The organism is Paenibacillus paeoniae (assembly GCF_003388735.1).
GTDB classification, from domain to species: domain Bacteria; phylum Bacillota; class Bacilli; order Paenibacillales; family Paenibacillaceae; genus Pristimantibacillus; species Pristimantibacillus paeoniae.
Map to the genome: position 1 here is coordinate 1,662,805 of NZ_QUBQ01000001.1, position 26,928 is coordinate 1,689,732.

General features: G+C 42.4%; 27 protein-coding genes, 1 pseudogene and 1 riboswitch. Of the genes and pseudogenes, 23 read left to right on the plus strand and 5 right to left on the minus strand.

All coding sequences use genetic code 11. The features are described from left to right. Positions 1-43: 43 nt before the first annotated feature. The 21 genes and pseudogenes from DX130_RS07490 to DX130_RS07590 all read left to right on the plus strand — a co-directional run bounded on the left by DX130_RS07490 (position 44) and on the right by DX130_RS07590 (position 18,813). Positions 44-1,357, plus strand: a complete 1,314-nt coding sequence (locus DX130_RS07490) for a spore germination protein (RefSeq protein WP_165861190.1) — start codon at positions 44-46, stop codon at positions 1,355-1,357. Continuing rightward, positions 1,350-2,423 carry a GerAB/ArcD/ProY family transporter gene (locus tag DX130_RS07495; protein ID WP_116044051.1) on the plus strand — a complete coding sequence of 358 codons (1,074 nt, stop codon included), beginning with the start codon at positions 1,350-1,352 and terminating at the stop codon, positions 2,421-2,423. Before DX130_RS07490 ends, DX130_RS07495 begins: the two co-directional genes overlap by 8 nt. Then, complete coding sequence (locus DX130_RS07500) at positions 2,420-3,523, plus strand: Ger(x)C family spore germination protein (RefSeq protein ID WP_116044052.1); 1,104 nt, start codon at positions 2,420-2,422, stop codon at positions 3,521-3,523. The genes DX130_RS07495 and DX130_RS07500 overlap by 4 nt, the downstream gene beginning before the upstream one ends. A gap of 145 nt (positions 3,524-3,668) precedes the next feature. Continuing rightward, entirely contained in the window at positions 3,669-4,538 is an 870-nt protein-coding gene (locus DX130_RS07505; RefSeq protein ID WP_116044054.1) for an AraC family transcriptional regulator, read from the plus strand. Positions 4,539-4,543: 5 nt separating this feature from the next. After that, positions 4,544-5,038: a GNAT family N-acetyltransferase gene (locus tag DX130_RS07510; protein ID WP_165861191.1), complete on the plus strand. Its 495-nt coding sequence runs from the start codon at positions 4,544-4,546 to the stop codon at positions 5,036-5,038. 25 nt (positions 5,039-5,063) lie between these two features. Next, positions 5,064-6,137, plus strand: a complete 1,074-nt coding sequence (locus DX130_RS07515) for an acyltransferase family protein (RefSeq protein WP_116044058.1) — start codon at positions 5,064-5,066, stop codon at positions 6,135-6,137. Positions 6,138-6,468: 331 nt separating this feature from the next. Next, a complete protein-coding gene (locus DX130_RS07520) occupies positions 6,469-6,891 on the plus strand; it encodes a tetratricopeptide repeat protein (protein ID WP_116044060.1) in 423 nt (140 codons plus the stop codon). Positions 6,892-6,903: 12 nt separating this feature from the next. Next, positions 6,904-7,326, plus strand: a complete 423-nt coding sequence (locus tag DX130_RS07525) for a hypothetical protein (protein ID WP_116044062.1) — start codon at positions 6,904-6,906, stop codon at positions 7,324-7,326. Positions 7,327-7,371: 45 nt separating this feature from the next. After that, entirely contained in the window at positions 7,372-7,797 is a 426-nt protein-coding gene (locus DX130_RS07530; RefSeq protein ID WP_116044064.1) for an SMI1/KNR4 family protein, read from the plus strand. A gap of 8 nt (positions 7,798-7,805) precedes the next feature. Further along, positions 7,806-8,267 carry an SMI1/KNR4 family protein gene (locus DX130_RS07535; RefSeq protein WP_116044065.1) on the plus strand — a complete coding sequence of 154 codons (462 nt, stop codon included), beginning with the start codon at positions 7,806-7,808 and terminating at the stop codon, positions 8,265-8,267. A 79-nt stretch (positions 8,268-8,346) separates the two neighbouring features. Further along, entirely contained in the window at positions 8,347-9,321 is a 975-nt protein-coding gene (locus DX130_RS07540) for a hypothetical protein (RefSeq protein ID WP_116044067.1), read from the plus strand. Positions 9,322-9,336: 15 nt separating this feature from the next. Further along, positions 9,337-9,792 carry a DUF6630 family protein gene (locus tag DX130_RS07545; protein ID WP_116044069.1) on the plus strand — a complete coding sequence of 152 codons (456 nt, stop codon included), beginning with the start codon at positions 9,337-9,339 and terminating at the stop codon, positions 9,790-9,792. A 165-nt stretch (positions 9,793-9,957) separates the two neighbouring features. Continuing rightward, positions 9,958-10,107, plus strand: a pseudogene (locus tag DX130_RS07550) (nucleosidase); the annotation flags it as partial. Between the two features lie 162 nt (positions 10,108-10,269). Then, complete coding sequence (locus tag DX130_RS07555; protein ID WP_116044074.1) at positions 10,270-11,262, plus strand: DUF2268 domain-containing putative Zn-dependent protease; 993 nt, start codon at positions 10,270-10,272, stop codon at positions 11,260-11,262. Between the two features lie 207 nt (positions 11,263-11,469). Next, positions 11,470-11,739 (plus strand): CD3324 family protein, encoded by a 270-nt coding sequence (locus tag DX130_RS07560; RefSeq protein WP_116044076.1) that lies wholly within the window; start codon positions 11,470-11,472, stop codon positions 11,737-11,739. Between the two features lie 197 nt (positions 11,740-11,936). Next, positions 11,937-12,908 carry an alpha/beta hydrolase fold domain-containing protein gene (locus DX130_RS07565; protein WP_116044079.1) on the plus strand — a complete coding sequence of 324 codons (972 nt, stop codon included), beginning with the start codon at positions 11,937-11,939 and terminating at the stop codon, positions 12,906-12,908. A gap of 240 nt (positions 12,909-13,148) precedes the next feature. After that, on the plus strand, positions 13,149-13,625 hold the full coding sequence (locus DX130_RS07570; protein WP_116044081.1) for an RrF2 family transcriptional regulator: 477 nt from the start codon (positions 13,149-13,151) through the stop codon (positions 13,623-13,625). 238 nt (positions 13,626-13,863) lie between these two features. Continuing rightward, on the plus strand, positions 13,864-14,589 hold the full coding sequence (locus tag DX130_RS07575; protein WP_116044083.1) for a response regulator transcription factor: 726 nt from the start codon (positions 13,864-13,866) through the stop codon (positions 14,587-14,589). Continuing rightward, a complete protein-coding gene (locus DX130_RS07580; protein ID WP_116044085.1) occupies positions 14,586-15,665 on the plus strand; it encodes a sensor histidine kinase in 1,080 nt (359 codons plus the stop codon). The genes DX130_RS07575 and DX130_RS07580 overlap by 4 nt, the downstream gene beginning before the upstream one ends. 281 nt (positions 15,666-15,946) lie before the next feature. Then, positions 15,947-17,302, plus strand: a complete 1,356-nt coding sequence (locus tag DX130_RS07585; protein WP_116044086.1) for an FtsX-like permease family protein — start codon at positions 15,947-15,949, stop codon at positions 17,300-17,302. After that, on the plus strand, positions 17,299-18,813 hold the full coding sequence (locus DX130_RS07590; RefSeq protein ID WP_116044088.1) for a serine hydrolase domain-containing protein: 1,515 nt from the start codon (positions 17,299-17,301) through the stop codon (positions 18,811-18,813). Before DX130_RS07585 ends, DX130_RS07590 begins: the two co-directional genes overlap by 4 nt. 206 nt (positions 18,814-19,019) lie before the next feature. Here the strand turns inward: DX130_RS07590 and DX130_RS07595 are convergent, their stop codons facing one another. From DX130_RS07595 to DX130_RS07610, 4 genes are all read right to left on the minus strand, one after another. Then, positions 19,020-19,367, minus strand: a complete 348-nt coding sequence (locus tag DX130_RS07595) for a DMT family transporter (RefSeq protein ID WP_116044090.1) — start codon at positions 19,365-19,367, stop codon at positions 19,020-19,022. 18 nt (positions 19,368-19,385) lie between these two features. After that, positions 19,386-19,700 (minus strand): DMT family transporter, encoded by a 315-nt coding sequence (locus DX130_RS07600; RefSeq protein WP_116044091.1) that lies wholly within the window; start codon positions 19,698-19,700, stop codon positions 19,386-19,388. 76 nt (positions 19,701-19,776) lie between these two features. Continuing rightward, positions 19,777-20,208, minus strand: a complete 432-nt coding sequence (locus DX130_RS07605; RefSeq protein WP_116044093.1) for a MarR family winged helix-turn-helix transcriptional regulator — start codon at positions 20,206-20,208, stop codon at positions 19,777-19,779. A gap of 321 nt (positions 20,209-20,529) precedes the next feature. Beyond that, the gene (locus tag DX130_RS07610; RefSeq protein ID WP_116044095.1) at positions 20,530-21,069 is read right to left on the minus strand and encodes an NAD(P)H-dependent oxidoreductase; all 540 of its coding nucleotides are present in this window, start codon (positions 21,067-21,069) and stop codon (positions 20,530-20,532) included. 260 nt (positions 21,070-21,329) lie between these two features. On the opposite strand from DX130_RS07610, the gene DX130_RS07615 reads away from it, so the two are divergent. Continuing rightward, positions 21,330-21,698 (plus strand): winged helix-turn-helix transcriptional regulator, encoded by a 369-nt coding sequence (locus tag DX130_RS07615; protein ID WP_116044097.1) that lies wholly within the window; start codon positions 21,330-21,332, stop codon positions 21,696-21,698. A 141-nt stretch (positions 21,699-21,839) separates the two neighbouring features. On the opposite strand, the gene DX130_RS07620 is transcribed toward DX130_RS07615, so the two are convergent. Beyond that, positions 21,840-23,663: an APC family permease gene (locus DX130_RS07620; RefSeq protein WP_116044099.1), complete on the minus strand. Its 1,824-nt coding sequence runs from the start codon at positions 23,661-23,663 to the stop codon at positions 21,840-21,842. Between the two features lie 135 nt (positions 23,664-23,798). Beyond that, a riboswitch (cyclic di-AMP (ydaO/yuaA leader) is annotated at positions 23,799-23,953 on the minus strand. Positions 23,954-24,248: 295 nt separating this feature from the next. On the opposite strand from DX130_RS07620, the gene DX130_RS07625 reads away from it, so the two are divergent. Further along, on the plus strand, positions 24,249-26,849 hold the full coding sequence (locus DX130_RS07625; RefSeq protein ID WP_116044101.1) for an Ig-like domain-containing protein: 2,601 nt from the start codon (positions 24,249-24,251) through the stop codon (positions 26,847-26,849). The last annotated feature ends 79 nt before the right edge of the window (positions 26,850-26,928 follow it).

The window sequence follows — 26,928 nt, forward strand, 5'->3', positions numbered from 1 at the left end:
TTTCCTAATGAGATGACACACTATTTCACAAGAGGTGAAAAATGTGGATGTTAGAAATGATCAATCCCTTAGCGATTTAGAATTACAAATCATTACCCCATTTGAACATAGTTCAGATTTTGTCTATAAATCCGTGTTCATCGGCAGAGAAAGATTCATGGCGTATTATTTGGAATCATTAGTAGACCTTTCGAAGACACTTTCGGTCATGAATACAGCAGATGGTGTAATGGAGCAAGGCGACAGCGCTATAGTCATAACGGATATATCCAAAGCCATTTTGCAGGGGAAGCTCATTTTATTTAACGCAGAAGGATTAATGGGAATAACGGATGCAGAGAGCCCCGATATCTCTCGACAGATCACGCTTCCTGCAAGCGAGAACCCCCTTCAATCCGCTTTTGATTCCTACACAGAAGATATCGATAAGAATATTGGTTTGCTGCGCAAAAAAATCGTAACAAGTAAATTGGTCATTGAACATAAAACAACTGGAACAGAAGTATCCAAAAAGCTTGCCATCATGTATCTCCATGGCATTGCTCCTGATAAAGTGGTTCAAGCGATCCGCACTAAACTAGAAAAAAACAGCCATAAAGAAATTACGACGGTCAGAGATCTTCTGGCTATATTAGGTCACCCCAAATTTGCTTTGACCCCAACGTATCTATCCTCCGAGCTGCCTGGAGATACCGTCCAGAATCTAAGGGATGGGAAGGTCATCATTCTGATCGACCAATTTTCTTTTGCCTTTGCCTTCCCAACCGTCATAAGAGATCTGTGGGCATCCAAATTGGATGAAAACTATCCGTACCTATTTCAACTGTTTATCCGTTCTATTCGAGCAGTAGGTACACTCTTCGCACTTACCCTTCCGGGGCTTTACATTGTACTGAATTCCGTTAATCCGGAGTTGCTGCGCATCCAACTCGCCATTGCTGTCGCCAAGAGCAGGGAAGGGATCCCGTATCCTTCCTTAATTGAGCTATTACTTGTCATGCTGCTGCTGGAGATGATTATTGAAGCGACCATTCGACTTCCGAAAAACATTGGGCCTACGATTACGATGATCGGCGGCATTCTTCTTGGGCAGGCCATAGTGCAAGCTAAGCTTGTCAGTAATCTGCTCATTATTATACTGGTTGCTTCGGCTATTGCTAACTTCGTGTTATCGGGTTATTTGAATATGATTGGGATTCGCCTGTATAAGTATGTCGTCATATTTGCCAGCTCCTTCTTTGGCATATGGGGGCTTGAAGCAGCTATGATCTGGCTGATCTATTACTTTGCCTCCCTTCAAATCCATACCGTTCCTTACTTAAGCTTAAGCGTGAAAGGAAAGAGCCTGGATGAATAAATACCTGCTTCTCACAATATTTTTGTTGCTGCACCTTGCTGCCATATTTACCTTTTTCCCAGATCGTATTATTGCGTCCACGTCAAAAGGTCACTGGGAGGCCATTACGCTAATTTTCATGTTGGAGATCGTGTTTATTTGGTTCTATATGAATGGATTGTCAAAATTCCCGGGTGAAACCATTGTTGATATTTGTTTGAGAACCATCGGGAGATGGGGAGCGTGTGTGCTTTTACTGCCACTTGTCGTATTCCTTATGGGTCAGATGGTATTGCTCATCTATTATCAAACTTCTCAGATCAGAGCTGTATTGCTTCAAAGTACTCCTACGGCAGCTACGACTTTTCTTTTTTTAGTGCTTTGCTTCTATGGCGCATGGAAAGGGCTTGCTGCGCTTATTCATGCCAGCATAGGGTTGTTTGTTCTGTTTATCCCGTTTATTCTATTCTCTATGTTGATCGGGATTAAAAACTTTAATTTCAACTACATCTTCCCGGTTTGGGATGGCACGTTCTCATTTCTTCATCATGCTGATTTCTACATATGTTTCACGATATTATCGAGCTTCCTTTTCCTGGGCATGATTCCTCAGAAGGAAAGACCCGTTCGATTTGGCCGGTTGGCAGTGGGGCTAGGCGTGGTCTATGTGTTCGGTATGGGTTCAGTCTATATTCCACTATTAGTATTTGGTCAAGAATCCGCTGTACTATTGCAATATCCCATGCTGATGGCATCAGACACGATAGATCTGGAGTGGGTTGTGTTTGATTGGCTGCCCAGTTTCTCTGTAGTGTCTTCCAGTGGATTAGCTGTGCTAATGGCCTCTGTTCTATTATGGATGTCCTCATCGTTGCTTCACCAATTACTTGTGCCCAAACTAAACATCAAATGGATGGTTTCCATGTTAAGCTTGCTTGTTTACATCCTTTGTTTGTTTATCCCGAACATTGAGGTCATGAATAGATATTTGCAACTGAACGCATTCGTAAGTCTGTTCTGTGTAATCGGGCTTCCGATGATGATATTCATTTTGGGACGTTGGCGAGGGAAGAAGGTGTCTACATGAAAGTTGGTTTTGCGCGCACATGTACACTAACTCTTAGTTTGGTCTTATTGCTTACGGGATGCTGGGATACGAAGGATATTAATAAGCATTATCTTCCGGCCGTTATGGGGATAGGCAAGGGAGATTCCCAAAAGTATAAAGTCATTCTTCAGATACCGATTGCCAATGAAAAAACGCAAATTCTGGAGAAGGAAGCCGAGTCCATCAGCAAAGCAATCGATTTGATTCGTACCGATTCAGAAAAAAGCATTGATCTCGTTCATTTAAGACTAATGCTTATCGATATACAGTTAGCACAGGACGGAATAGGGGACATTATTAATTTTGCGGTACGAGCCAACGATATTTCGATAAAGGGATTAGTGAGCATCGTAGATGGCGATTTTGACAAGACGCTATATCATCAAATATCACCAACTCCTGAAGTATCCTCCTATGATTTTTTTAGCGAAGAGGCTGGTTGGACACCCAATCAATCCATCTTAAGAATTTGGGAAGCTTACAGGAACCAAGAGTCTCTGTCAGAAGATATGGGCATACCGATGCTGAAAGATGGCAAGCAAACTCTATTTACCTTCAAAGGGACCGCAGTTATGAGAAAAGATCGACTGGTAGGTTCACTGAACCAGGAAGAAACGCTGCTGTACAATTTGTTTAAAGGAAAGTACACTGGCGGAACCATTGAGGTTGCCAAAAACACTAGCGTGCTCATTGAACACGCGAAAGTAAATCACCACACCAAATGGACGGAGCAGGGCCCTTTCTTGCAGACGGACATTCAATTGAACGTAGTGGTAACAGAAAGTCCCCATGGGAAAAGCGCAGATATCATCGAAAAAGATCTTTCTGAAAAGTTAAGCAAGCAATTTGATCAAACATGGAAGAAAATTCATTCGTTAAAAGCAGACGCATTGGGGATAGGCTTAATATTCCGTCCCCAGTCGAAAGAGGAGAAGATTAAGGAATGGAAGACCGTATGGTTTCCAAAGCTGGTGCAAAAGATTGACGTTAAAGTAAACATTTTAAATGAAATATACTTCAAAGAAAAAAGCTCAAAACAAAATGAGGGCGATATGTTGAAGAGAGGAACTAAATTATAATGAAATAAGAAAACCTGTATCTGAATAAAAGGTACAGGTTTTTGCGTTCCGTGAAGACTCGGATCATTCGGACAAAATGGCATGGTAACGGACAGAACTTTTTCTTCGATCCTTGCTATACTCACACTTATAAGGAGCATGCACTATGGAACAAATCAAAATCATATCCAGCATTTTGGGAGAAATAGAGTCGCAGATGTACGATAAGCAACTAGGTCCCGATTCGCTAGCCAAACAATTCTATACGAACGTGTCGGATTTGCAGAAGACATTCCGCATTTTAACGGGAATAACCATTGGCGAGTATATCCGGTTTAGACGGTTAAGCAATGCAGCGATGTCTTTGAGAATGAAACATCTATCCATTCTGGAAGCGGCGTTGGATGCGTGTTTCGAGACACCGGAAGCTTTCTCCAAAGCCTTCAAACGATTCCACGGCATCTCGCCCAGAGAGGCACGTCAGTCTACTGATACCGGAGAGACTCGATATTTTGGTCCTATGCATATCAAGTTCAGTGTGGAGAGCAGCGCGCCACTAGCTTTCAAAATGGCTTATTTGCCTTCATTATATTTTGTCGGCAAAAGCATATCCGTATCGAACGAGACCTCCCAGTATGAACAAGTCATCCAAAACTTCTGGGAGCATCAAACGTTGAATGGCTCGCTTGCTTACTTGGAACAACATTTTCAAGCCATAGCTTTTGCGGGAATTAGTTTGCCCGGAGGGCAAGAGACGTTTATTTACGGGGTTGGCATTCTCACGACAGAACCGGTGGCGGCTGGTCGAGAATGGGATGTCGTTCCCTGTATGGATGGGAGCTGGGTGCAGTTTGAAGTGGGCGGAGAAACCGATGAAGATTTCAGCCGGACTCGCAACCGGGTGTTATCAGAGTGGTTGCTGGTATCAGATCATTCCATATCGCTGCTTCCTGAGATTGAGTATTATCCTTTAGGAGAAAGCGAATCCTCTGAGATTTGGTTTCCCCTGACATCAAGATTTAAGCAGAAAGGATGAGGAATATGACAATTATCCCGCTGAATCCAATCTATTTGGATCAAGCTAGTCGATTGGTTAACGACGTTTTTGGAGATGAGGAAGAAGAGTTGTACCCCGCACAGGAGCTATGGGCCAGTTTGGACAAGAAACACCTGAAGAAGTATCAGACATCCGTGGATGCTGCCCTGCGTTCTTTCCAATACTACATCGCTGTCGAGGATAGGGAGGTATGTGGGATCATCGGACTTTATGAAATGCAGGAGGATTTCGAACAACAGGATTGGGTGGGCTGGTACTGTGTCGATGAACGGTATCGTGGAAGACGAATTGGCATTCAACTGTTGAATTATGTCATCGAGGCCTCCAAGAAACGCGGGAAGCAGCGCCTATGCTTGTATACCTCTACGCACGAAAGTGAGAGAAAAGCTCAAACGCTATACGATCAAAATGAGTTTTATGTCACGAAAACCGTAAACAAGGGAAGCTATCAATTATTGTATCGACAGAAGAATCTATAGCTCGCCCCTTAAAGGAGAAAAGCAGTTGAATAAGGAGATCAACCTCAATAACAGCCGTCAATATGAGCTGGACGCTGCACGTGGGCTGGCCGTTATATTTATGGTTTTGGTTCATATTGTTTTGGAGTTTGGGGATCGATACACGCAAGAGCAGTCCCTGTATGGGTATATCGTGCAATTCCTGGGCGGTATTCCAGCCGCACCTGTATTTATGTTCTTGCTTGGGGTTGGTATTGTCTATTCCAAGCGAAGCACACCTTTTCTTCTACTGAAACGTGGATTGATTCTGATCGCAGCAGGCTATGTTTTCAATTTGTTTCGTCTGGTGCTTCCGACTTGGATCAATTCGGTTAGGGGATGGGAAGAGTACACAGATAGCTTTACCGTGTTTTACGAGAATTTTTTTGTTGTCGATATCTTGCAATTCTCAGGAATCGCCATGCTGTTTTTTGCTTGCTTCCATCGGCTGCAGGCATCCAATCGTGAATATTTGCTCGTCCTAAGTCTGCTGATGATAGCCAATCTGGCTCTGCTTCCTTATATACCCTATATCGAAACGGCTGCAAACTTACCATTCTTGAGTATGTTGATCGGTACTAGCGATTTTTCGTACTTCCCGTTTCTTACCTGGATTCCGTATCCGATTGCTGGATATGTATTCGGTACTTTCCTAATCCGGGCTGCCAACAAGTCCGTTTATTATAAGCGATTACTCGCTGTATCCTCAGCCATTATCGTTATTTATATGCTTTTGGCCGTTTATGCAGGTCTCCCAAGCGGGTATGAGTCAGAGCAAGCCTATTATCATCACACGCTGTCCGTAAATCTGTTTTATATTGCTTTTATTTTAAGCTGGATCAGCTGTTTATATTTTATATCTAAACCTCTTCGACTTGTGGCGGGTAAGCTATTGGAGAGTGCAAGTGCATTGACTACCGAAATTTACGTCATTCATTTTCTCCTAATCGGGATCTGTATGCTGTTGATCTATCAACCGCTTGGATTAGGCGCAACGATTTTGTTAACCGTAATTACGTATTGTTGTTCGCATATTATGGCTCATGCTTTCATCAAATTCAGGAGTAGGAAGAAAGGATAAGATCATAGGCGAGTCTTTCCCAAGAGATGATAATCGAGGGAGAGAGTCGCTTTTTTTGTATGCTGTGATGTGGATGGGCTACACTTAGTTGGGCAACAAAAATATGGGCTTGTAGAATAAAACTATCAGCTTAAGGAGCGGATCATCTACAATGCCAAAACAAGCCCTTAAAAAAGTTGTTTGATTTACTGTTGAAAATCCATAATGATGGCAGGTCGTTATTCCAAAAATAGTATTAGTTCAGAAATTAAAGTGGAAATATTAGAAAGACAACGAAAGATTCCGATAAATGATGGAGTAGGATATCATTCGCCAAGATGACTGTGGGGAAATGAATAATGGAATTAATGAAAAAGTACATGAACAAATTGTACAATTGTGTAAACAGGGAAACACGCTATTTGAAAAAGGACAAACGGATCAGGCGATTGAGAGCTATACAGCAGCGCTAGAGTTGGTTCCGCTACCGAAGCATGAGTGGGATACAAGTACATGGATATACACGGCAATAGCGGATACTTATTTTCATAAAGGTAACTATGAGATAGCAAAAAACAATTTATTGAATGCTTTAAACTGTCCCGATGGAATTTCAAATCCATTTATTTTACTGAGACTTGGAGAGAGTTTGTTCGAGTGTGGAGAATTTGATCAAGCTAAGGAGTATCTATTAAGAGCTTACATGTTAGAAGGTTATAAGATTTTTTTTAACGAAGATGATAAATACATTGGATTGAATCTAGATATGATTTGAGGGGGAATGAAGTTGGCTATTCTGCCATCACCAATTAACGAAAGATTTGAAAACATTCTGAATGAAAGTAATGAACAGTTTAAGGGTGGCAACTATGTTGACTCTATTTTGTTATTAGAAGAGGCTTGGAACTTAATACCTGAACCAAAAGGTATTTATTCTGAAGAAGGTTATCATTTGGTAAAAGATATTATTGATACTTGTTTTATAATCAATGATTTTAAGAAAGCAAAGGAATGGGCAGATAAAATATTTCTAACTGGATTTGAACGTATTGATACAGGTGCTAAGGAATTTATTTCAGGTAAAGTTGCTTTTGAACTAGGCAATTTAGAAACAGCTAAAGCATTTTTCAGAATTGCTGATAGCAAATCAGAAGGTAGATGTTTTGGCAGCTCAAAGAATGTGAAATATCTCGAATTTTATAAAAGTTAAAGGTAAAATGATGGCCAACTTTATGGAATCAAGGTGGAGATATTTATGGGATTGAAAAAATGGCTCCATGTGGAGGGTCCCGTCGATGACGCTACAATAGCTGCAATTGAGCAGCTCTTTCATGTGACGTTTCCTCAAGATTATAAGAATTGCATTAAACAGTTCAATGGCGGCTACCCAGAACCGAGCAGCTTTGATTATGATAACGGCGCACAAGGAATATTTCATGATTTGATCAGTTTTACCAACAACGATTTAAATATATCCATGTTTCAGGAGTTTGCAGTTAAAAGCATTGTTCCGTTTGGGAGAGATCCATTTGGCAATTTGCTTGCTTTTGATTATCGTTTAAATAAGGAAAAACCACCGGTAATATTGTTCGATCATGAAGAAATAGAAGCTGAAGCGATAACACCTGTCTGCAATACTTTTACCGAGCTGCTTGATAAATTGTATTCTATAGAATCGTAGGTGGCACTGTGAATATAAAGTGTGAATTCTCATTTAACCCGATTGGAAATCAAGAAATAGAGGCATTTGAAAAAACATTCAATTTTGTCTTGCCAGATGAATATAAACGTTTTTTACTTTGTCATAATGGAGGGAAAACGGTTCAAAGAAGATTTGAAACGAAAGATGAAACGGTAACATCGTCAATTATGTTATTTCTTCCACTGTGCGATGAACATAAGAGAAATTTAGAGGGTTACTATAAAAAATATAATAGTGGAAAAATAGTTCCATCTAACTTTATTCCTATCGGAGTTGATCCTGCAGACAGTCTTATTTGCCTTTCAATAAAAGGAGAGGACAAGGGTGCGGTTTATTATTGCGATCTAGATTATTTGGAAGAAGATAATGAACTGAAGCAAGAATGTATGAAGCTCGTATCGTTCAGTTTTAGCGAGTTTATACATTCACTCTACCAAACCGATAATTAAGGCAAGGCAGTGCAAGAGTATCTTAATCATGAGAACGTACACATGGTTGGAGAAACAGACTGCTTCATAAGGAGATGCGATGATAAACGCTAAAAAAATGGATATGGCATTCAAAAGATATCGAAATAACTTTATTAATGGCATTAAATTTGAAGATGTAAAAAAAGAGTATGATGAATGCAAGAGCGAAGTCACTGAAATTGTTGAAATAGATGACGTGCAAAGAGATCATATTTTATTGATTAATTTATCTTCCATTTTTTCTTACTACTTGTCTCAATGGAAGCAAGATGTATTACATAACGGCAGAAACCATTTAGGCGGTTTAAAAAATATGCATAAGGTCGTATTTTACCAGTGCATGGGGCAGAAGCTCTATACAACCAGATATCCGGGGATGCGCTTGCGCTATTCATTAAGGGAAGTTGTCGTTACTTTGGTCCATTTTGCAATGTATGGATGGGAGAAAGAAGAGAATCTATTATTTGATTTTATAGCTAACCATTTCGGCGGGCATTTAATGAATGCTAATGAAGGGAACAGGCATGTTTGGTTTTTGCTGGAGTTGTACCTGCAGTACAAAAATAAAACCATTCTGGGAACGAATAAAAAGTTGTATTTAGCTGTGAAAGAAAGCTTTATGCAAAACGGTCAGCGATGCGGCTCAATACCTGATGATTTAGACATTTATGATGAAGTGCTGGAAGGATGGTCGACGGGTGATCTGGTAGAAATAGAGCGCCTGATTACGAAAATGTCCACGTATCATTCAGCATTAGCTTCTGAGATCGGACAACTGGGCGAGTTTGGCGATTTCAGATATGGTTTTTATCCCTTTGAAATATTATTCCTGATACACGTAAGGAGAAAGTTTGGTCTGTCAGTACCTGCTCGATCTGATCATTTGCTGATGAATAATCCAGAAGCCAACATGCTGTTTGCAGACCGTGAGACATATCCGGAATGGGATTCTGTGCTACAGATGATTGATCAATTTTATTGTAAAAACTACCCCGATTATATTTCCAATCAGTATGGAGACTTGTTTCAATAATAGGAGGATGCAAGGATGTCTCTTAAAGAAATAGCACAGTATATATTCAATGACAGCAAGGAAATGGAAACTTTTTTGCAGGAGAATAGAAGCGGTGACTTGCATGAGGATCTATTAAAATATGGATTGACGACGAAACAGTTTTTATATGTTGACTTTAAGGGCGAGGACTATCAGGAAATTGTCAATTTTATTCTGGATTATGAAGCTGCCCACGATATTGAACTAGCCGTACAAGAAGAACTTGAGCAATTAGAAGCATTCCAGTATGAATTTTTGCCTGAAAAGATTAAGGAGACCAACAAAATTTTATTACCGAAAGGGTATGGGCTATTTACATATCCTAATTCGGGCGACTTTTACGCTCTGTTCATTGCAAAATTAGAGAATTTGACAATCTTGCTTCAAGAGGAATTACTGTTCGATGATTACATCCCCTTTCAAGAAAGGTGTATTCAGTATTACAGCTAGCGTAGAAAAATTAAAGTCTTATTTATAAAGAAGAGATCATTCATAATTTAAGAAACCTGTATCGAAATGGTTGGTGCAGGTTTTCTGCACGTCGATCGTTTTGCGTGATTACGAAAAAATATGCGCCGCCTTTGCTTACATGAATAAGCTATAGGAGAGATAACGATGATTCACACAATAATCTTTGATATGGATGGAACCCTCTTTCAAACGGAGACGATATTAGAAATCTCGCTTCAAGATGCCTATGATCGCTTGAGGGCGCAAAATCAATGGAATAAAGAAACGCCCATCGATAAATTTCGCGAAATAATGGATTTTAGCATGATATACACTTTCTCATTATGAAACACCCCCATATGATTGGATTTGGGGGTGTTTGCTTGAGGAATTATGTTTTTATTTCAATAATTTAGGAGGGTTAATTGTTATTATGTCGAAATTAGTAGCAATGCCATAAACTTAAAGGAGATTCAAATGAAACGAATACTTGTCTTACTTCTTATGCTCTCGACATTCCTGCTGCTGATGAGCTGCTCCAGCGATTCTGAAGGGAATAGTGAAACGAATCATTTTCCGGATAAAGTACCTTCACAAGTATACCATCAATTTACTCACAATGAACAAATGTTTGAGATTATTCCTCTCTATGAAGAGGTTCTTGATTACACAGCTCGAATAAAGGAAGATCCTTCTCTCGACAATTGGGAGGAATATTATAACCACGTTGTTATGTCTTTTTATAACATGGCTACTGAGAGAGACTCAGACTTGCCAAGCTTTTTTTATTCCTTTTTTAGTCTGACGCTTCTGGAGCAGGAATTAGAGGATAATACAATAAAATTGCTTAAGATGCAAAACAAGATCAATGAATATATACAAGAATCAATCATTTCCTCTGCTCAGTTGCTTACGGGTGGAAAAACAACGATTTTTATTGTGCCCTTTAGCCCTGACAATCCTACTATTATTCGGGAAATGGGAGGCGCAACAGGCGTAACTTTGAGTGAGAACATCATCTTACTGCACATTGATCCATCATTTTCAAAAATGACTTTAAAATATTTAGTGGCACATGAATACAATCATACGGTCGCTATGAAGGGGCTAGCATTTTCAGACTTCACACCTCTCGATGCCATTATTTTAGAGGGAAAAGCCGATTCATTTGCCACAAACGTTTACCCGAATCATAGGGCTCCTTGGTTAGAGCCACTATCAAAGGATGAGGAAAAGATTATTTTAGAGGAAATAAGCGAACACAAGGATTCTACTGATCAATTTCTTTATCAAACTTTGTTTTCCGGCAATGATAATAAGGGCATTCCCAGATGGTCGAATTATAAGATAGGCTATAGTATTATGCAAAATTATTTAGAAAAAAATTCCAATTTATCTTTTGACGAATGGACCAGTCTTGACCCGATTACAATCCTTCAGGGCAGTGATTACCGAGATTTATTAAAGTAACATGGATATGGTATACTGGCATAGTAAAAGGGGAGGTGCTTTACTGATGGAGAATCTCTTGGGATTGTCTGTGACTACTTTCACTCATGCAAAGCCATTATTGGAAAAGCGTTACTTTGTATGGGGTTAAACTTTTTTAAACGCTGAATAAGCTTTTCTAATCATTTGGCTTTGCACCTTATTCACCAAAATAAGGAGTGAAGCAAATTGAAATATTCAAATGCTAAAAATGTATTGCCTGAAAAGCTTATTATAGAGATTCAACAGTATGTCCAGGGAGAGACGATCTACATTCCTAAGCAGGAGAAGGAATTTCATCATTGGGGAAGCCTAAGTGGCGGAAGACAGTGGTTGGATCAACGTAATGCCGCTATTCGATATGCATTTAGGAATGGCAGCAGTATTGAACAACTTGCTGAAGACTATTCGCTCTCCATGGAAACGATTAAGAAAATGGTTTATTCGAAAAATAAGTAGCTAACGGCACTGATGAGGTTAACTTCATCGGTGCCGTTTTTTATGGCAAGAACATTTCTAAGTCATGATTTACATTTAATTAGCTATTTGCGTTTTATAAAATGGAAGCAGGCGGATGCGTAGTCATACCGAAATTTTTGAAATCAATCCCAACGGGGAATAATGAACCCATCACAAAATACGAGGAGTAGACAACGATGAGCGAACAAAAAAGCAGAAGCAGACATCTGATCGATCAGGAGATTATTAGTGCGATTGATTTAATACCGACGAGCGATCTTTCGGCGGATACGTTAGCAGAATCACGGGAAAATCAGTCCAAAACGATGCACCAAATGGATGTAACGGAGCTGTTCTCTGTTACATTCGAGGAAAGAACGGTCCCTAGTTATTTTGGCGGACCCGATATTCACATAGAAATCATTAAACCCCTTAAACCCAAATACGATAAGATGCCGTTCTATTATTCGATTCATGGCGGTGGAATGGTTTTGGGCAGTCCAGTCGGTGATCGTAAAGGGAATGCGGCACTGGCAGAGCAACATGGTTTTTGCTGCGTATCCGTTTACTATCGTTTAGCGCCGGAGCATATTCAGCCAAGCCAACTGCAGGATTGTTATTCGGGCTTAAAATGGTGTATGGAGCAAGCCGAGGAATTGGGCATAGATACGGGGAAAGTTGCTATTGGGGGCAGCAGTGCCGGCGGTGGATTAGCGGCTGGTCTAGCTCTATACATTCGTGATCAGAAGGAATTCGACGTTCATCATCTAAGACTGCGCAGCCCAATGCTTGATGATCGTACAAGTATTTCACTAGATCATCCCTATGCTGGCGAATTTGTTTGGACCAAACGAAGCAATTATTTCGGCTGGAAATCGGTATTAGGGGATGAGCCGGGACAAGAGGGAACTAGCGAGTATTACGTTCCTGCGCGTGCAGCATCGTTGGCCGGTTTGCCATCCACTTATATCAGCATAGGCAGTATAGATTTGTTCATAGATGAGGCTATGCTGTTTGCGAAACAACTAGCTTTTGACGGTGTTTTGGTTGAACTGCATGTATATCCTGGCTATCATCATTTGGCCCCTATGTTTCCGGATGCGCACTATTCTCAAGAAGGCGCCAAATCAAGCGCGTACGCCTTACTGAAGGCACTGGAGCTTAATTGATGTCATCCAAGCCCGCTCATTGATTCGTACCGCAAGAAAGCGCCCGACCTTCAGCTGGATTTTATGAGGGATGTAGTTTCCCTCAGCTGAAGGTCGGGCTTTTTACTCCTATTACACTTGAAGGTTCAGAGTTCACAACACAGATGGAATGAGCATCTCATTGCAAATTTAATCTCAATCCATTATTATGGACAGTATATATCGACAATTGTTTTGGTACTGAGAAAGGAGGAGCGTGGGATGCAGTTCTCCAAAAGCACAGACTATGCTCTGCATGCTTTAGTTCATTTGGCACATTCTGATACATGCAATAACGTCGGAATCAAGGAGCTGTCTTCAACTCTGGGTGTATCTGATAGTTATTTATCCAAGATTATGTCCAAGCTCAGACAAGATGGAATCGTACGTGCTGTGCCAGGGGTGAACGGCGGTTATGAGCTTGCTCGACCAGCCGATCAGATTACATTCTTTGATGTAATCCAAGTGATTGAAGGAAGACAGCAGCTATTCGAATGCTCGAATTCGAATTCGCAGCAGCATCAGTTGTTGGCGAAAGAGGAGCAGGAACAGAAACATAAAAGGACTAGCAATTGTATGATTGAGAACGTGATGATCGGTGCTGAACAATCTTTGCACCAATACTTACGTGAACATACGATTGGATCGATACTGGAGGAGTCTTTTAAGCGCTGCAGTCATGAGGAACACAAGAAGTGATGCGCTATTTGCGCACCTAATGATAGATGTTGTGAAAACCTATCGCAACTCAACGTGGAGACTATGTTCTGCTGAAGAGTATGTCTAGATCATAAAAGCAGTTCGTCCTCAGCCGAGGATGGGCTGCTTTTGTTTGTGATGTAAGCTTTCCATGGCATAATGTTACAATAACTCCTATACTATGATTAATGTACTTAACTATTGATCAGCTTAACTTGATCAACACAGGGGGAAGCACATGTATCGTATATTCATTATCGAGGATGATAGAAAAATTAGTGCTATCTTGAAGAGGACGATAGAGAAGTATGGTTATGAAGCCGCAACTGCATCACAATTCCGAGATATTATGCCGGAGTTAATAGCGTATGAGCCGCACTTGATCATATTGGATATTAATTTGCCTTATTTCGACGGCTATTATTGGTGCCGACAAATACGTATGAATTCTAACGTTCCGATCCTCTTCATCTCCGCTCGAGCAGGAGAGATGGATCAGGTGATGGCGATCGAAAATGGCGGCGATGACTATATCACAAAACCAGTTCACTTGGATCTCTTCATTGCAAAATTAAAAAGCGTTCTGAGAAGAGCTTATGGAGACTACTCAGCTTCAACTGGGCTTGCTGCATCACCAGAGAATGAATTGAATGTTCACGGTTTGAGATTGAATCTAAGCCGCAATGAACTCGTCTATCACACACGTAAAGCCCAAATCTCCAAGAATGAGCAACTGCTCGTCGAATGCTTAATTAAGCAATATGGGAAAACCGTCTCGCGTGACCAACTTCTTGGATCGCTCTGGAATCATGCGCAGTTTGTTGATGACAACACATTGACGGTCAATGTGGCACGCTTGCGAAAGAGGTTTGAAGAACTTGAGATTCCGAATGCAATCATGACCGTACGCGGATTAGGCTATAAATTGGTCCTTGAAGAAGAACAGAGAGAGCGCGGGATATGAAAATACGAACAGCGGCAAGTTTCATTCGTGATCGCTTCATCTATATTCTGACAGGATTTGTGATAACGGGGCTCGGAGCGGGCCTCATGTTGCTTGAACATGCCCGGAATCCAGAATTTTTGGATCTACATGCACTGTATTACTTTATAGGCGCGTCTGCCGTTTTTATCGTACTCAGCCTTACTATTGACTATATACGGCAGCGGGAATATTATAAGCAAATTCTGAGCGCTATTGAGCGAGATAACGAAATTCAAACTGGAGCGATCGCACAGTCTGCTGTTACGGCTGAACAACAGTATATTGTCCGCTTGTTAGAACAACAGAGCAGCGCCTATCTGAATCAGCTTGGCGCGTATCAACGTAAACAGGAGCTGCATAATCATTTCGTACTGCAGTGGGTGCATCATATGAAAACACCGTTGTCCGTAATCGATCTGCTCCTGCAAGAGGCGGCGATACAGCAGTCATTGTCTGAAGAAGAGCAACATGAATTAAACCTAAGTCTATTCGAAGAAGCTGATCGAATGAGCAAGGGTCTTGAGATGCTGCTGCATACGGCACGCCTCGAAAAGTTCGAAATGGATCTGCATTTGGTGAAATTGTCGTTACATGGTCTTATACATGAAGTGCTCATTACGCACAGACGTCTATGTGTTCGTCACCATGTCATCCCGCAAATCCACGGCGAGGCATCACCAGAAACGGATCGGAAGTGGATAACCGTCGTATTGAATCAAATTGTCAGCAACGCGATTAAATACAGCAAGGACAAGCAAGGGATAAAACCTCTTGTTTTCCATTTGGAGCAGCAAGACTCGGTCAGCAAGCTGATGATTACGGACAAGGGAAGCGGGATTGCGTCGCATGATCTGATGCGCATATTCGATCCTTTTTTCACAGGGGAAAATGGGCAAGTAGCTGGAGAATCAACGGGAATGGGACTTTACTTGGCCAAGCAAATATGCAGCAGACTTGGTCATGAGCTGACGGTTTCCTCTAAGCTTGGAGTGGGGACCACGGTTACTCTAACGTTTCCATCGAAAGGAATCCATATTTTGGATGGGAATAAATAATGCAAACACGCTTTGTGACAATCTTGTCATGTTCGAAGCGTGCTTTTTGTTATATAAATCGATGGGTACAGGGGACGCTGCCCAGTATACTTGACGTAGTTAAGATCTACAGGTTAATTGGAAGGAGGAAATCATACAATGTCTGTGCTAACCGCGCGAGGTCTTATCAATTTATATAGCTTCATAGAAAATATAATTAGTACAGCATGGGATGACATAGATTTGAAGAAAGAAGCTGGGTGTCGCGATGCCACTCCTAAGCGTATGAGGAGGGAATTTCGATGACTTTCCGTTCACTTGCGCTTAGCAATATTCGCGGCAACTTACGCTCGTACAGCGCTTTTTTTATGAGCAGCGTGTTCTCAGTGATGATCTTCTATATGTTTGCTGCGTTTGGCTTTCATCCAGAATTGACCGATAGCCAAGTGATCAGAGTTACCAGTGTAAGACAAGGGATGTGGTTCTGCCAGATCATTATCATCATGTTCTCGTTTCTTTTTGTACTTTATTCAAACACAGCCTTTCTCCAATCGAGGAGTAAAGAATTCGGGCTTTTATCCTTATTAGGCATGACACGCATGCAGCTCCGCAAATTGATTGTAATCGAGAATATGGTTATCGCGGTTGCAGCGATTATTGCTGGTATCGGTATGGGCACATTTTTTAGCAAGCCATTTTTTATGACGCTCGCTGTCTTGCTGAAAATGAAAGACCCGATCACGGCTGTAATATCGTTTCAGGCGCTTTGGATCACAGCTGTGAGCTTTCTCGTTCTGTTCACGCTTATTTCAATTTGGACGGTTGTTCAATTGGGCAATTCTACTATTGTTGATTTACTAAAATCAGCCAACAAAACACATCGAGAAATAGCTTACTCACCATGGCTAGCCTTTTTTTCGATCCTAAGCCTAGCAGCTGCATATAGTATAGCTCTTATTTTAGATATGAATCATCTCGTTGTTCTCGCTGTGTTCATTCTATTCGCAACGATCATTGGTACGTATCTATTATTCACCCAGGCCAGTACTTGTATGTTACGCTGGTTATCAAGGAATCCGAAGCTTTATTACCATCGTACCAATATGCTTGTATTGTCGCAGCTTGGCCATAAGCTGAAGGGAAATGCACGAATTCTGTTCATGGCAACGATTCTAAGCGCAGTCCTTTTAACGGTATCGGGTACGATTTACATGTTAGTACTTGCGGTTCAAATCGATGAGATTCAGACGCAGTACTCGGATGCGCAAGGGCTTCTGGCTCTAACTCTGTTTATAGGCATGTTGATTAGTCTGCTGTTCTTCATCGCTGCTGGGAGTATGATTTACTTTAAGTTATTCACGGACTTGCAGCAGGATCAAGCGCATTATCAGGCACTAAGTCGAATTGGGGTAACGCCGTTCGAACTTCGCAAGATTATCGTAACAGAGATCGGTGTTCTATTCTTTGCACCATGCCTTGTCGGTATCGTCCATGCTTTAGTCGCACTTAAAGCATTGAATAACCTGCTCATGGTATCCAACTGGCTCTATTCGTTTGTCATTATAGGCATTTATGTGATTATGCAGGTGATTTACTTTCTTGTGGCCTGCAATAGCTATATGAGAAGTATTCATTTAAGCAAAGGGGAGCGATTATGAAAAGTTCAGTATTTATGCGATTCATGCTCATAGCTGTGTTTTTAGTTGTGAGTGCTGTAGCGCCAGACATTGCAAGTGCAGACACAAGTGCTCGTATTCAACAAATCGAACTATTTATAGAGGAACAACGAGAATTAAGCAGCACGCCAGGAATATCGCTCGTCATCGTAGAAAAAGGGGAGACGGTCTTTCAGAGAGGATTCGGATATGCAGATCTATCGTCGAAAGAAAAAGTAACATCCGAAACGTTATTCGAGATGGGATCGACTTCCAAAGCATTCACAGGGCTTGCGATTCTGCAATTGGAGAAGGAAGGGCTGTTACAGCGATCTGATGATGTTGAGAAGTACATTCCTTGGTTAAAATTATTACACCAGGGCGAGCCCCAATCCATAACCATCGAGCAGCTTCTACATCATACAAGCGGGATTCCTTCGAATTCAATTACACGAATCCCGGAGAGCAATGCAGACGACGCTCTGGAATTGACCGTAAGGACATTATTGGAGGAGCCGCTTAACCGGAAGCCTGGCCGTTCCTTCGAATATGCCACCATTAATTATGATGTACTGGGACTTGTCATCGAGATCGTTACCAAGACGCCTTACGATGTATATATGAAGGAGCAGGTGTTCGAGCCCTTGGGGATGACTAGTACATTTGCTGGACGGCATCAAGTACAATCCAGCAATATGGCATCTGGATACAAGATCGGATTTAAGCAAGCACAACCTTACAAGGCTCCCATCTATCGGGGCAATATACCCGCTGGTTATATCATCAGCAATTCGAATGATATTGCCAAATGGATGAACGTTCAGCTGGGTTACGATCCGAACAACGCAGTCGACCAAGAGATTATCCGTGCATCCCATATTCCGGATCTGACCATAGCGTCATTTGATCAAGATACGTACTACGCAAGCGGTTGGGAAATTATGGGGAAGAGCAATCAAAGCTATATACTCCATGCGGGGCAGAATCCTAATTTCACTTCTTACTTCATTATGAACCCTGATGAACAGGTTGGTATTGCTGTCTTATCCAATATGAATACAAGCCATACGACGGCCATAGGTCAAGGTGTAATGTTGTTATGGGAAGGGAAGAAGATAACAAACACTTATACGGACCCTTATCAAAGGCTGGATCAAATCTTGACGATTGTTTGCATGATCGGTGCAGGGCTTGGGACCATTTTCTTCGTATCCACGCTGTTATTAGTGAAGAAGCTCGTTTCCAGACAACGTATTAGAGCACCACTGCAAGGCAAGAGATTGTTTTTGCTACTCTTACATACGTTGATTGTGGCTGGAGTATGGACGGTGACGATCATGCTGCCGACAATATTATTAGGAGGCTCGACATGGTCATTTACTTTCGTATGGGCGCCGACTTCTATCAAAGTAATGCTGTATGGAGTAATTGCGATCAGCTTTATCTACTATATTCTAGGTTTATTGCTCTGTCTCACAAGGAAATCGGATACAGGATCAAAACCTCGCCTTTAAGTTAACGATTGTGCTACGTGATACACTAATACATTTTTCTGCTTCCATGGCACACGATGAGAATGAAAGCAGCCCGGAACGTTCGAACCAGTGCCATGTAAGCAGGCGATATTAGCGGCGTTATCGCGTTAATGCAGCGATCGGCACCCCTAAGCAGAGCAGGGGGATCAGCAATATCTTCATCAGTAATACGTATTTGACATCACTTACGCTGCTGTCGACGTGGCTTTCTCATTGCCCTTGGAAGTATTTAATATGAATAGCCCGATGATGATAACTGCAACCCCGGCTAATTTTAGCAGTGAAGTCGACTCTTGAAAAAAAGTGATTCCAATAAGTACTGTAAGCGCTGTTCCGGCCCCTGCCCAAGTTGCGTACGCTTTAGATAGCGCTATGGTTCTCATTGTTATCGATAGGAAGATAAATGCTACTAGATAGCCACTCAAAGAAGCGATGGTTGGTAGGAGAAGGCTAAATCCTTCGGAAACCTTAAGCATCGATGCTGCGAATGCTTCAATTAGAATAGAAATCGTTAAATATATATATCCTCTCATGATGTCTTATTACCTCCTTTATTTTGCTGCATTTAGCAGGACAAGTCCGACGATCAAAATTGCAATTCCGAGTACACCTTTTTTGTTCAGAGATTCTTTAAAAAGGAGAACTCCCATTACTGCAGTTAGAATTGTTCCTGCCGCACTCCATGTCGCATAGACAAGTCCAAGGGGCAGTGTCTTCAATACGATGGATACTAAGTAAAAAGATAGAAAATAGCCAACAAGAGTACCTGTCGTCGGTGCTATCTTTCTAAAGCCATTTGACGCTTTCAGCATGGTGGAACCAAAAACCTCTAAAACGATAGATACTCCTAAGAGTAGATAAGCCATAATGATCACTTCCTTATACGTAATAAATGAAGCAGGACAAGCTCGACAAGTAAGTTTTGAATCCATTTTTGTCGTTTTAATGGGCTGTTTCCAAATAGCATTTACGGGTTTGTTCCAGCATGCGTTGGAACAAGGAAAGCTCTGCTTCGGAATAATTCTGCTCCAAGGCTTTGGCAGCATGGAGCACTCGCTTGTCGTGCTGCTTATACTCTGCCTCTACTTCAGGAGTAATGGAGAGATAATAAACACGACGATCTTTTTCACTTTGTGTTTTTGTTAAGAAACCTTGCTTGATTAGTTCATTCACCTTGATGGTCACGGCAGATTTAGAAATATGCAGGGCATCCGCAAGGTAGCTGACGGTACAGTCCTCTTTATAGGAAATAAGATCCAGATATAAGAGGCTGTTGTAAGTAATATTGGGGTAAGTTGAATTATCATTCATCGATCGCAATTCAGAAAGCGTCATATCGTAATAAAAGCGATGAAGTTCATCGAGCAGTTTCATAATGATCCCTCCGTATTTTAGTTAACTAAATTTAATTATATTTACTTAACTATAATAGCTACTGAATGATTTATTTGTCAAGTCACTCCCCGCAATGATGTGGATACAGGGATATTGTGAAGGGAAAGAGAGAGGTTATGTGAGCGACAGCATGAAACGATTGCGGTCGCTTGTATTTACTATATGGGAACTTTTACGTCTCACTTGGAAATCGGAAACAGTATGTAGAGAAAAATGGATTAGTATTGACTTGAAAAACTGAAAGATCCTATTTCATCTTGAAATAGGATCTTTCTAATGTCTCAGCTACTCAATCAATCGTTAATTCATGAGTGATTCTGCTGAAGCACGGATATGCTCCACATACTTAGCAGCCTCCGATTTCAATTGCTCATCAGTAGCTTCAAGTGCATCGTATGACACGAAAGGTGGGAGGTAGATAGCGTCGGTATACTTAATAGTCACCTCAATTGGTCTCAAGAACTCGTTGACTGTGAATTCGAAGCGACCGCTAGAGAGATAGTCTTGTTTTCTGCCACCCACAGTTGTAGCCACGATGAATTCTTTGCCCTTCAGATGGTCTCCTCCAGACCCAAACGCCCATCCATATAGCCACACTTCGTCGAGCCATTTCTTGAATAGCGGAGGGGTACTGTACCAATACATAGGGAATTGAAGCACGATTCGGTCATACTTGATCAGAAGTTGTTGCTCCCGTTCGATGTCAATATTCAAATCCGGATACTCCCCGTAAAGGTAGTGGAAATCAATGTTGTCATACTGATTCAGCTCCTGAATAAGAGCGGCGTTAGCTCGAGACTGCTCCAACGATGGATGAGCGACAATTACTAGAGTTTTCATTTTGTTTTTCCTTCTCTCTTAAGATGTGATATCAGGACTGGTAACCTGATAGCCCCATTATTCGTGAGAATCCGGATACCGTAAAGTACGCTCTTTTTTCGTACTATATTAGGTTGATCGTACTATAGACCACGACTGAATCCTTTGGAAGTATGAAAAATCGTACTAAGTACGCTTTAACAGATCGGTTGGTTAATGTCATAACATTTGCTACAATAACAGCATCTGATGAAAAATATCTGCAAATGAGGAGTAAGTAAATGCCCGAAGATATAAGCAAATCTTTCCTGACAGAAGGAATCATGGTCACTCTTCAATTAATTGGAGGCAAGTGGAAGCCACTTATCTTATATATTTTGTTGAATGAAGGCACCAAGCGATTTGGAGAGTTGAAACGAATGCTTCCTTCGGTTACCCAAGGGATGCTATCTAACCAGCTTCGGGAGTTGGAGCGGGACGGATTGATCATTCGGAAAGTGTACCAGGAGATCCCGCCCAAAGTGGAGTACTTCGTCTCCGAGCATGGGCAAAAGCTTCGTACGGTGCTAGGGGATATGTGCGAATGGGGTTTCTACCACATGGAATATGAGAAGAACGGGAAATTGCAAGAGCAGAAATCAAATTCGTAACAAACTCAAAGAGGCTGCCTCATAGGTCAATCGCATTGACCTTCTGAGACAGCCTCTTTGAGTAAGGCGTTGTGGAGGTTAGTTGTGCCACACACTGCTATTTCGCTCTACCTGCCAAATTTGGGTCAAAGTCACTCTGTTTTATTTTTTTAAATGGTAGGGCACGGTCGTGATGATGATATCTTTGTGGTGGAGCAGGTGCGTCCGGATCATGAAGCTGCTTTGGTTATGAAGCAGGTTATGCCAGCCCTTCTTAGGAATGAACTGCGGAATGACAACAGTCACTTGGTAGTTGGACTCATCTGCTTTGCGCTTCACCATGTCGATGAATTTACTAAGTGGATGAATAATGCTCCGGTAAGGAGAGTGAAGCGTGACAAGACGAACATCTGGTTTCCACTGGCGCCATTTCATCTCAAACTTTCCCTCTTCTTCACGGTCAAATGGGATGTAGACGGCGATGATTTGCTCGACGCCGAGAGATTGCGCATAATTTAGCGATTGCTCCACAACATGTGTAATGCCGGATACCGGCACGATGATGACATTGCCTTCAATCGGTACCGCCGGTTCGCATGTGGCAAGACGTAGCTGATCGCCGACTGCTTCGTAATGCTTCTTAATGCGATGGAACAGTAAGACGATGAGCGGCAGAAAAATAAGCACCGGCCATACCTGCGCTAATTTCGTAATGAAGAACGTCATCGTAACGGTGAAGCTGATGAGGGCTCCCATCGTGTTGATGATCAACTTTGTAATCCAGCCTGCCGGTTTCTCGCGGATCCACTTCACCATCATGCCCGATTGGGACAACGTGAATGGAATGAATACGCCTACGGCATACAGCGGGATCAGATGCTCGGTCTTCCCTTGAAAAGCGACGATGAGCAGGATCGACAGCAATCCCAGGATCAAGATGCCGTTCGAATAACCGAGTCGGTCTCCCCGAACGGTGAACATTCTCGGAATGAACTTATCTTTCGCAAGGTTAACAGCAAGCAGCGGGAATGCCGAATATCCCGTATTGGCGGCGAGTATTAAGATGAGTGCGGTGGTCCCTTGGACAAAAAAGTACATCAAATTCCGTCCGAACGTTTCTTCAGCGATTTGCGAAACGACAGTTGCTTCTTCGAGCGGCTTGATGCCGTACAAGTACGCGAGTACGACAATGCCGGAAAATAAAAGGGCGAGCAAGATGCCCATGGCAGACAGTGTTTTGGCTGCGTTGTTAGGAGCAGGGCTCTTGAAATTCGGAATCGCATTCGAAATCGCCTCGACCCCGGTCAGCGCAGAGCTTCCGGAAGCGAATGCCTTAAGCAGCAGGAATAAGCTGATCCCGGCGATAGGCGTGCCGATTGGCGCATGCAGTTCCGGAGTGATGTCGCCGGTCATGATGCGGTATAAGCCAGCCCCGATCAAGATTAACAGGGACACAACAAACAGATAGACCGGATAAGCCAAGATGGAGGCAGATTCGGTGACACCTCTTAAATTCAACAGAGTAATCAGAAGCACGAACACCACGGCTATTGGAACCTTGTATTCATGCAGCGAAGGGAAGGCGGATGTAATGGCGTCGGTACCGGCTGATACGCTAACAGCGACCGTGAGAATGTAGTCCACAAGCAGGGACCCGCCTGCCACCAGACCGGGATATACACCCAGATTGTTTTTCGAGACGACGTAAGCGCCGCCGCCATGCGGATATGCGAATATGATTTGGCGGTACGACAAGATGAGGGCAGTCAGCAAAATTAATACGCCGATCCCGATCGGGATCGAATACCAGAATGCTGCGGCACTAACCGTAATTAAAACCAATAAAATTTGCTCCGGTCCATACGCGACGGATGAGAGGGCATCCGAGGATAAAATCGCGAGCGCTTTTTTCTTGTTCAATGTTTGCTCGCCAAGTTCGGTTGTTTTCAAAGGTCTGCCGATCAAAAAGCGTTTGAAAGCTGCCATGTCGTTATCCACTCCAATTTATAATGAGTTGCAGCCCTATCCCAATTAACGATACACCTTAATTTCTCCGTCGCAAGGCAAAAAAACCGCAGGAAAGTAGGGACCTTTCCGCGGCTTCTTAAAAAAAGCGCGATGAGTTCCTCTTTCGAGACGCTTACGAGGTTAGCTGACGGATTCAGGTCTGAAAGTAACCTTACGCTGATGGAGACATCAAGCGATTCACCCCTGGAACGGCAAGCATTCCTATGGTTCCCCCGTTTCTGCTGTGCAGAATTAAGCGATCAAGGATTCATTTATTTGTGAGCTTATATTGATAAATCTTACTCCTCGATTCACGCGCTGTAAACAAACATGGAAGGAAGCTTAACGTGATATTGAATAAGATTCCTCTGAAAAAGCGCATATATCCGCTTCACTCTTGGCGTCGCACATTCTTTCTTCTTCTTGCTCACGAAATCGAAAAAAAGGTGTGACGGCCCGATTCCACAATTTTTCCACATGGCTTTCATATTTACTCCCCCATTTTGTTTGTACACTTTCGATATAAGAGCGATTAGATTTGTACGAAGAGGGGGAAATTGAGCAATGTCGAGAAGGTTTCATTCGATTGTTGCGGGATTGTTGATACTGTGTTTACTTATTCAAGGCAGTACGGTAACTATGGCAGCGGAAGCAGAAATATCACGGCTTGTTTTAAACAAAAATGAAGTAGTCCTAGAAGTAGGGGAGTTCGCTTCTCTGACTGCAACAGCGGTACATGTTACAGGGAGCACAAGCGATGTGACGATTAAGACAGAATGGAATAGCGAAAAACCGGATATAGCAACCGTGTATGCCGGTACCATTACGGCCAAAAAGGAAGGGACGGCGGTCATTACCGCTAATTATCAAGGGAAGACAGTCGTTGTCAATGTGACGGTGCGCAAGAAGGTCAAAGCATTGACTGCGGATGTGAATGATTTCGATCTACGTGTCGGGAAGGAACAACAAATTGAACTAACAGCTATATTCGAGGATGGATCAAGTGAGCTTGTAACGAAAAAAGCAGTGTGGTCTGTTGATCATTATAGTGTGGCGAACGTTGTGAATGGTTTGGTGACAGGAAAGAAGTCCGGTACAGCTAAAGTCACGGCCAAGTATGGCAACCAAAGCCTTACAGTGAAAGCAGCTGTTGAAGTGGCCAGACGAATTGATATGGAATATGCGGATCTGAACTTATTAGTTAACGACGAAAAGCAAATGGTCTTGACAGCTACCTATCCGGATGGCTCAACACAAAATGTATCAGATAAAGCAGAATGGGAAAGCGACAATGAGAAGGTTGCGGACGCCATTAAGGGTATGATTAAAGCATACCGTGCAGGAACAGCGGCTATTACAGCTACATACGGAACGAAAACGGCTACCATTCATGTTCATGTCGATGCATCCCGCAAGCTGGAAGCGAGTAAGCAAGAGCTATTCCTGCGTGTTGGAAAGTCTGAGCAGCTTGAATTGACCTTAACTTATATGGATGGAAGTACAGCGCGTATTACGGATAAGGCAAAATGGACATCCTCCGATGATTCCGTGGCCTATGTGGTAAATGGCGAAGTGTTCGCTCAAAAGTCAGGAGCAGCCGAAATTACGGCAAATTACGGTAACAAAAGCGTGACCATTCATGTGGACGTAGAGGTTCCAAAGCGTCTGGATGTAGATACAGATTCCTTCGACCTGGACTTGAATAAGTCCCGTGAATTAAAGCTCTATGCCACATTTGCAGATGGAACTCAGGAATTGATTACAGACAAAGCCCAATGGTCGACCGATAATACGGCGGTTGCCGATGTGATTAAGGGCAAAGTGACGGGTTACAAATCGGGTATGGCCACCGTTAAAGCGTCTTATGGCGGAAAACAGGCAAGCGCGACAGTAAGAGTGGACATCCCGAATCAGATCGTGCTGAGTAAAGCAACGGTGGATATACAGGTTGGTGAGTCGATGACCTTGATTGCAAATGCTAACTACAGTGATAAACGTGTAGTCGATGTTTCCGCCTTGGCACAATGGAGTTCCTCTAATTCCGATGTTGTTGAAGTCAACAAAGGTGCACTAACAGGCTTAAAGAATGGAACATCGACCATTACAGTAACATACGGCTCACGGACAGCGACGATGGTTGTATCTATTGGTGTGATCGAGAAGATGACGCCGAGTGAAAAGAAGTTGTCACTGCGTAAGAATGACACGTCTGCAATCACACTGACAACTACCTATAAAGACGGTCTTGTGAAGAACGTTACGACGCTTGCGGAATGGAATTCGTCCAATCCGGATGTTGCGTCAGTCTACAGGGGTCAAATCACAGCCAATAGCTCTGGTACAACAACCATAACTGCTTTATTCGGCGGAGAATCGGTCACTATTTCTGTGGATGTGGATGTAGCAGTTAAGCTAACGGCAGATACTTATGCAATCACACTGGAAGTCAACGAGAGCAAGCAGATTATATTGACTTCGACCGATAATCTTGGCAACAAGCTGGATGTAACAGATACTGCAGAATGGACTTCTTCCTCGAAGACTATTGTAGAAGTCAATGATGGGTTAATAAATGCTCTTGCTGTAGGCAAGACAAGTGTGATCGCAAAATATGGCGGAAAATCGGTGACTATTACAATCGATGTTGGCACTGTCCAGAAACTAGAAGCCAACTCTGAAATGTTGAAAATGGAATCCGGTAAGACACAGTCGATTAAAGTGACCGCAATGCTGCCAGACGGAAGAACAAAAGACGTCACTACACAGGCGGAATGGTCTACTGGCAACTCGAATGTGGTTACTGTCTCACAAGGTAAAATAACGGCAATCGCTGCTGGTAAAACAAAAGTAACGGCCAAGTACAACGGCAAGACGGTTAGTATCAGTGTGGATGTCGATCAACTGAAGTATTTGGATATTTATCGAAGCGGGAAGCCTGTAGCACAGCTAACCATGAAAAGTGATCAAACGATCCAGCTAGAAGCTGTTGCAACTTACATGGACAACTCCGAACGGATGATTACGACGGACGGTATTTGGAGTTCCTCCAAGTCAACGGTTGCTCATGTAAAGCATGGCGTAGTTACCGCGCAAGGAAAAGGAAGCGCAACACTAACCATTAAGTTTGGGAGCAAATCGGCAAAGATAAGAATTGTGGTTGACTAGTTGAATATGAAGGCAGCCGGTTCTGAAATCGGCTGCCTTTTTCCGGATTTTGACCAATTCAGGCAACCTTGCTACAATA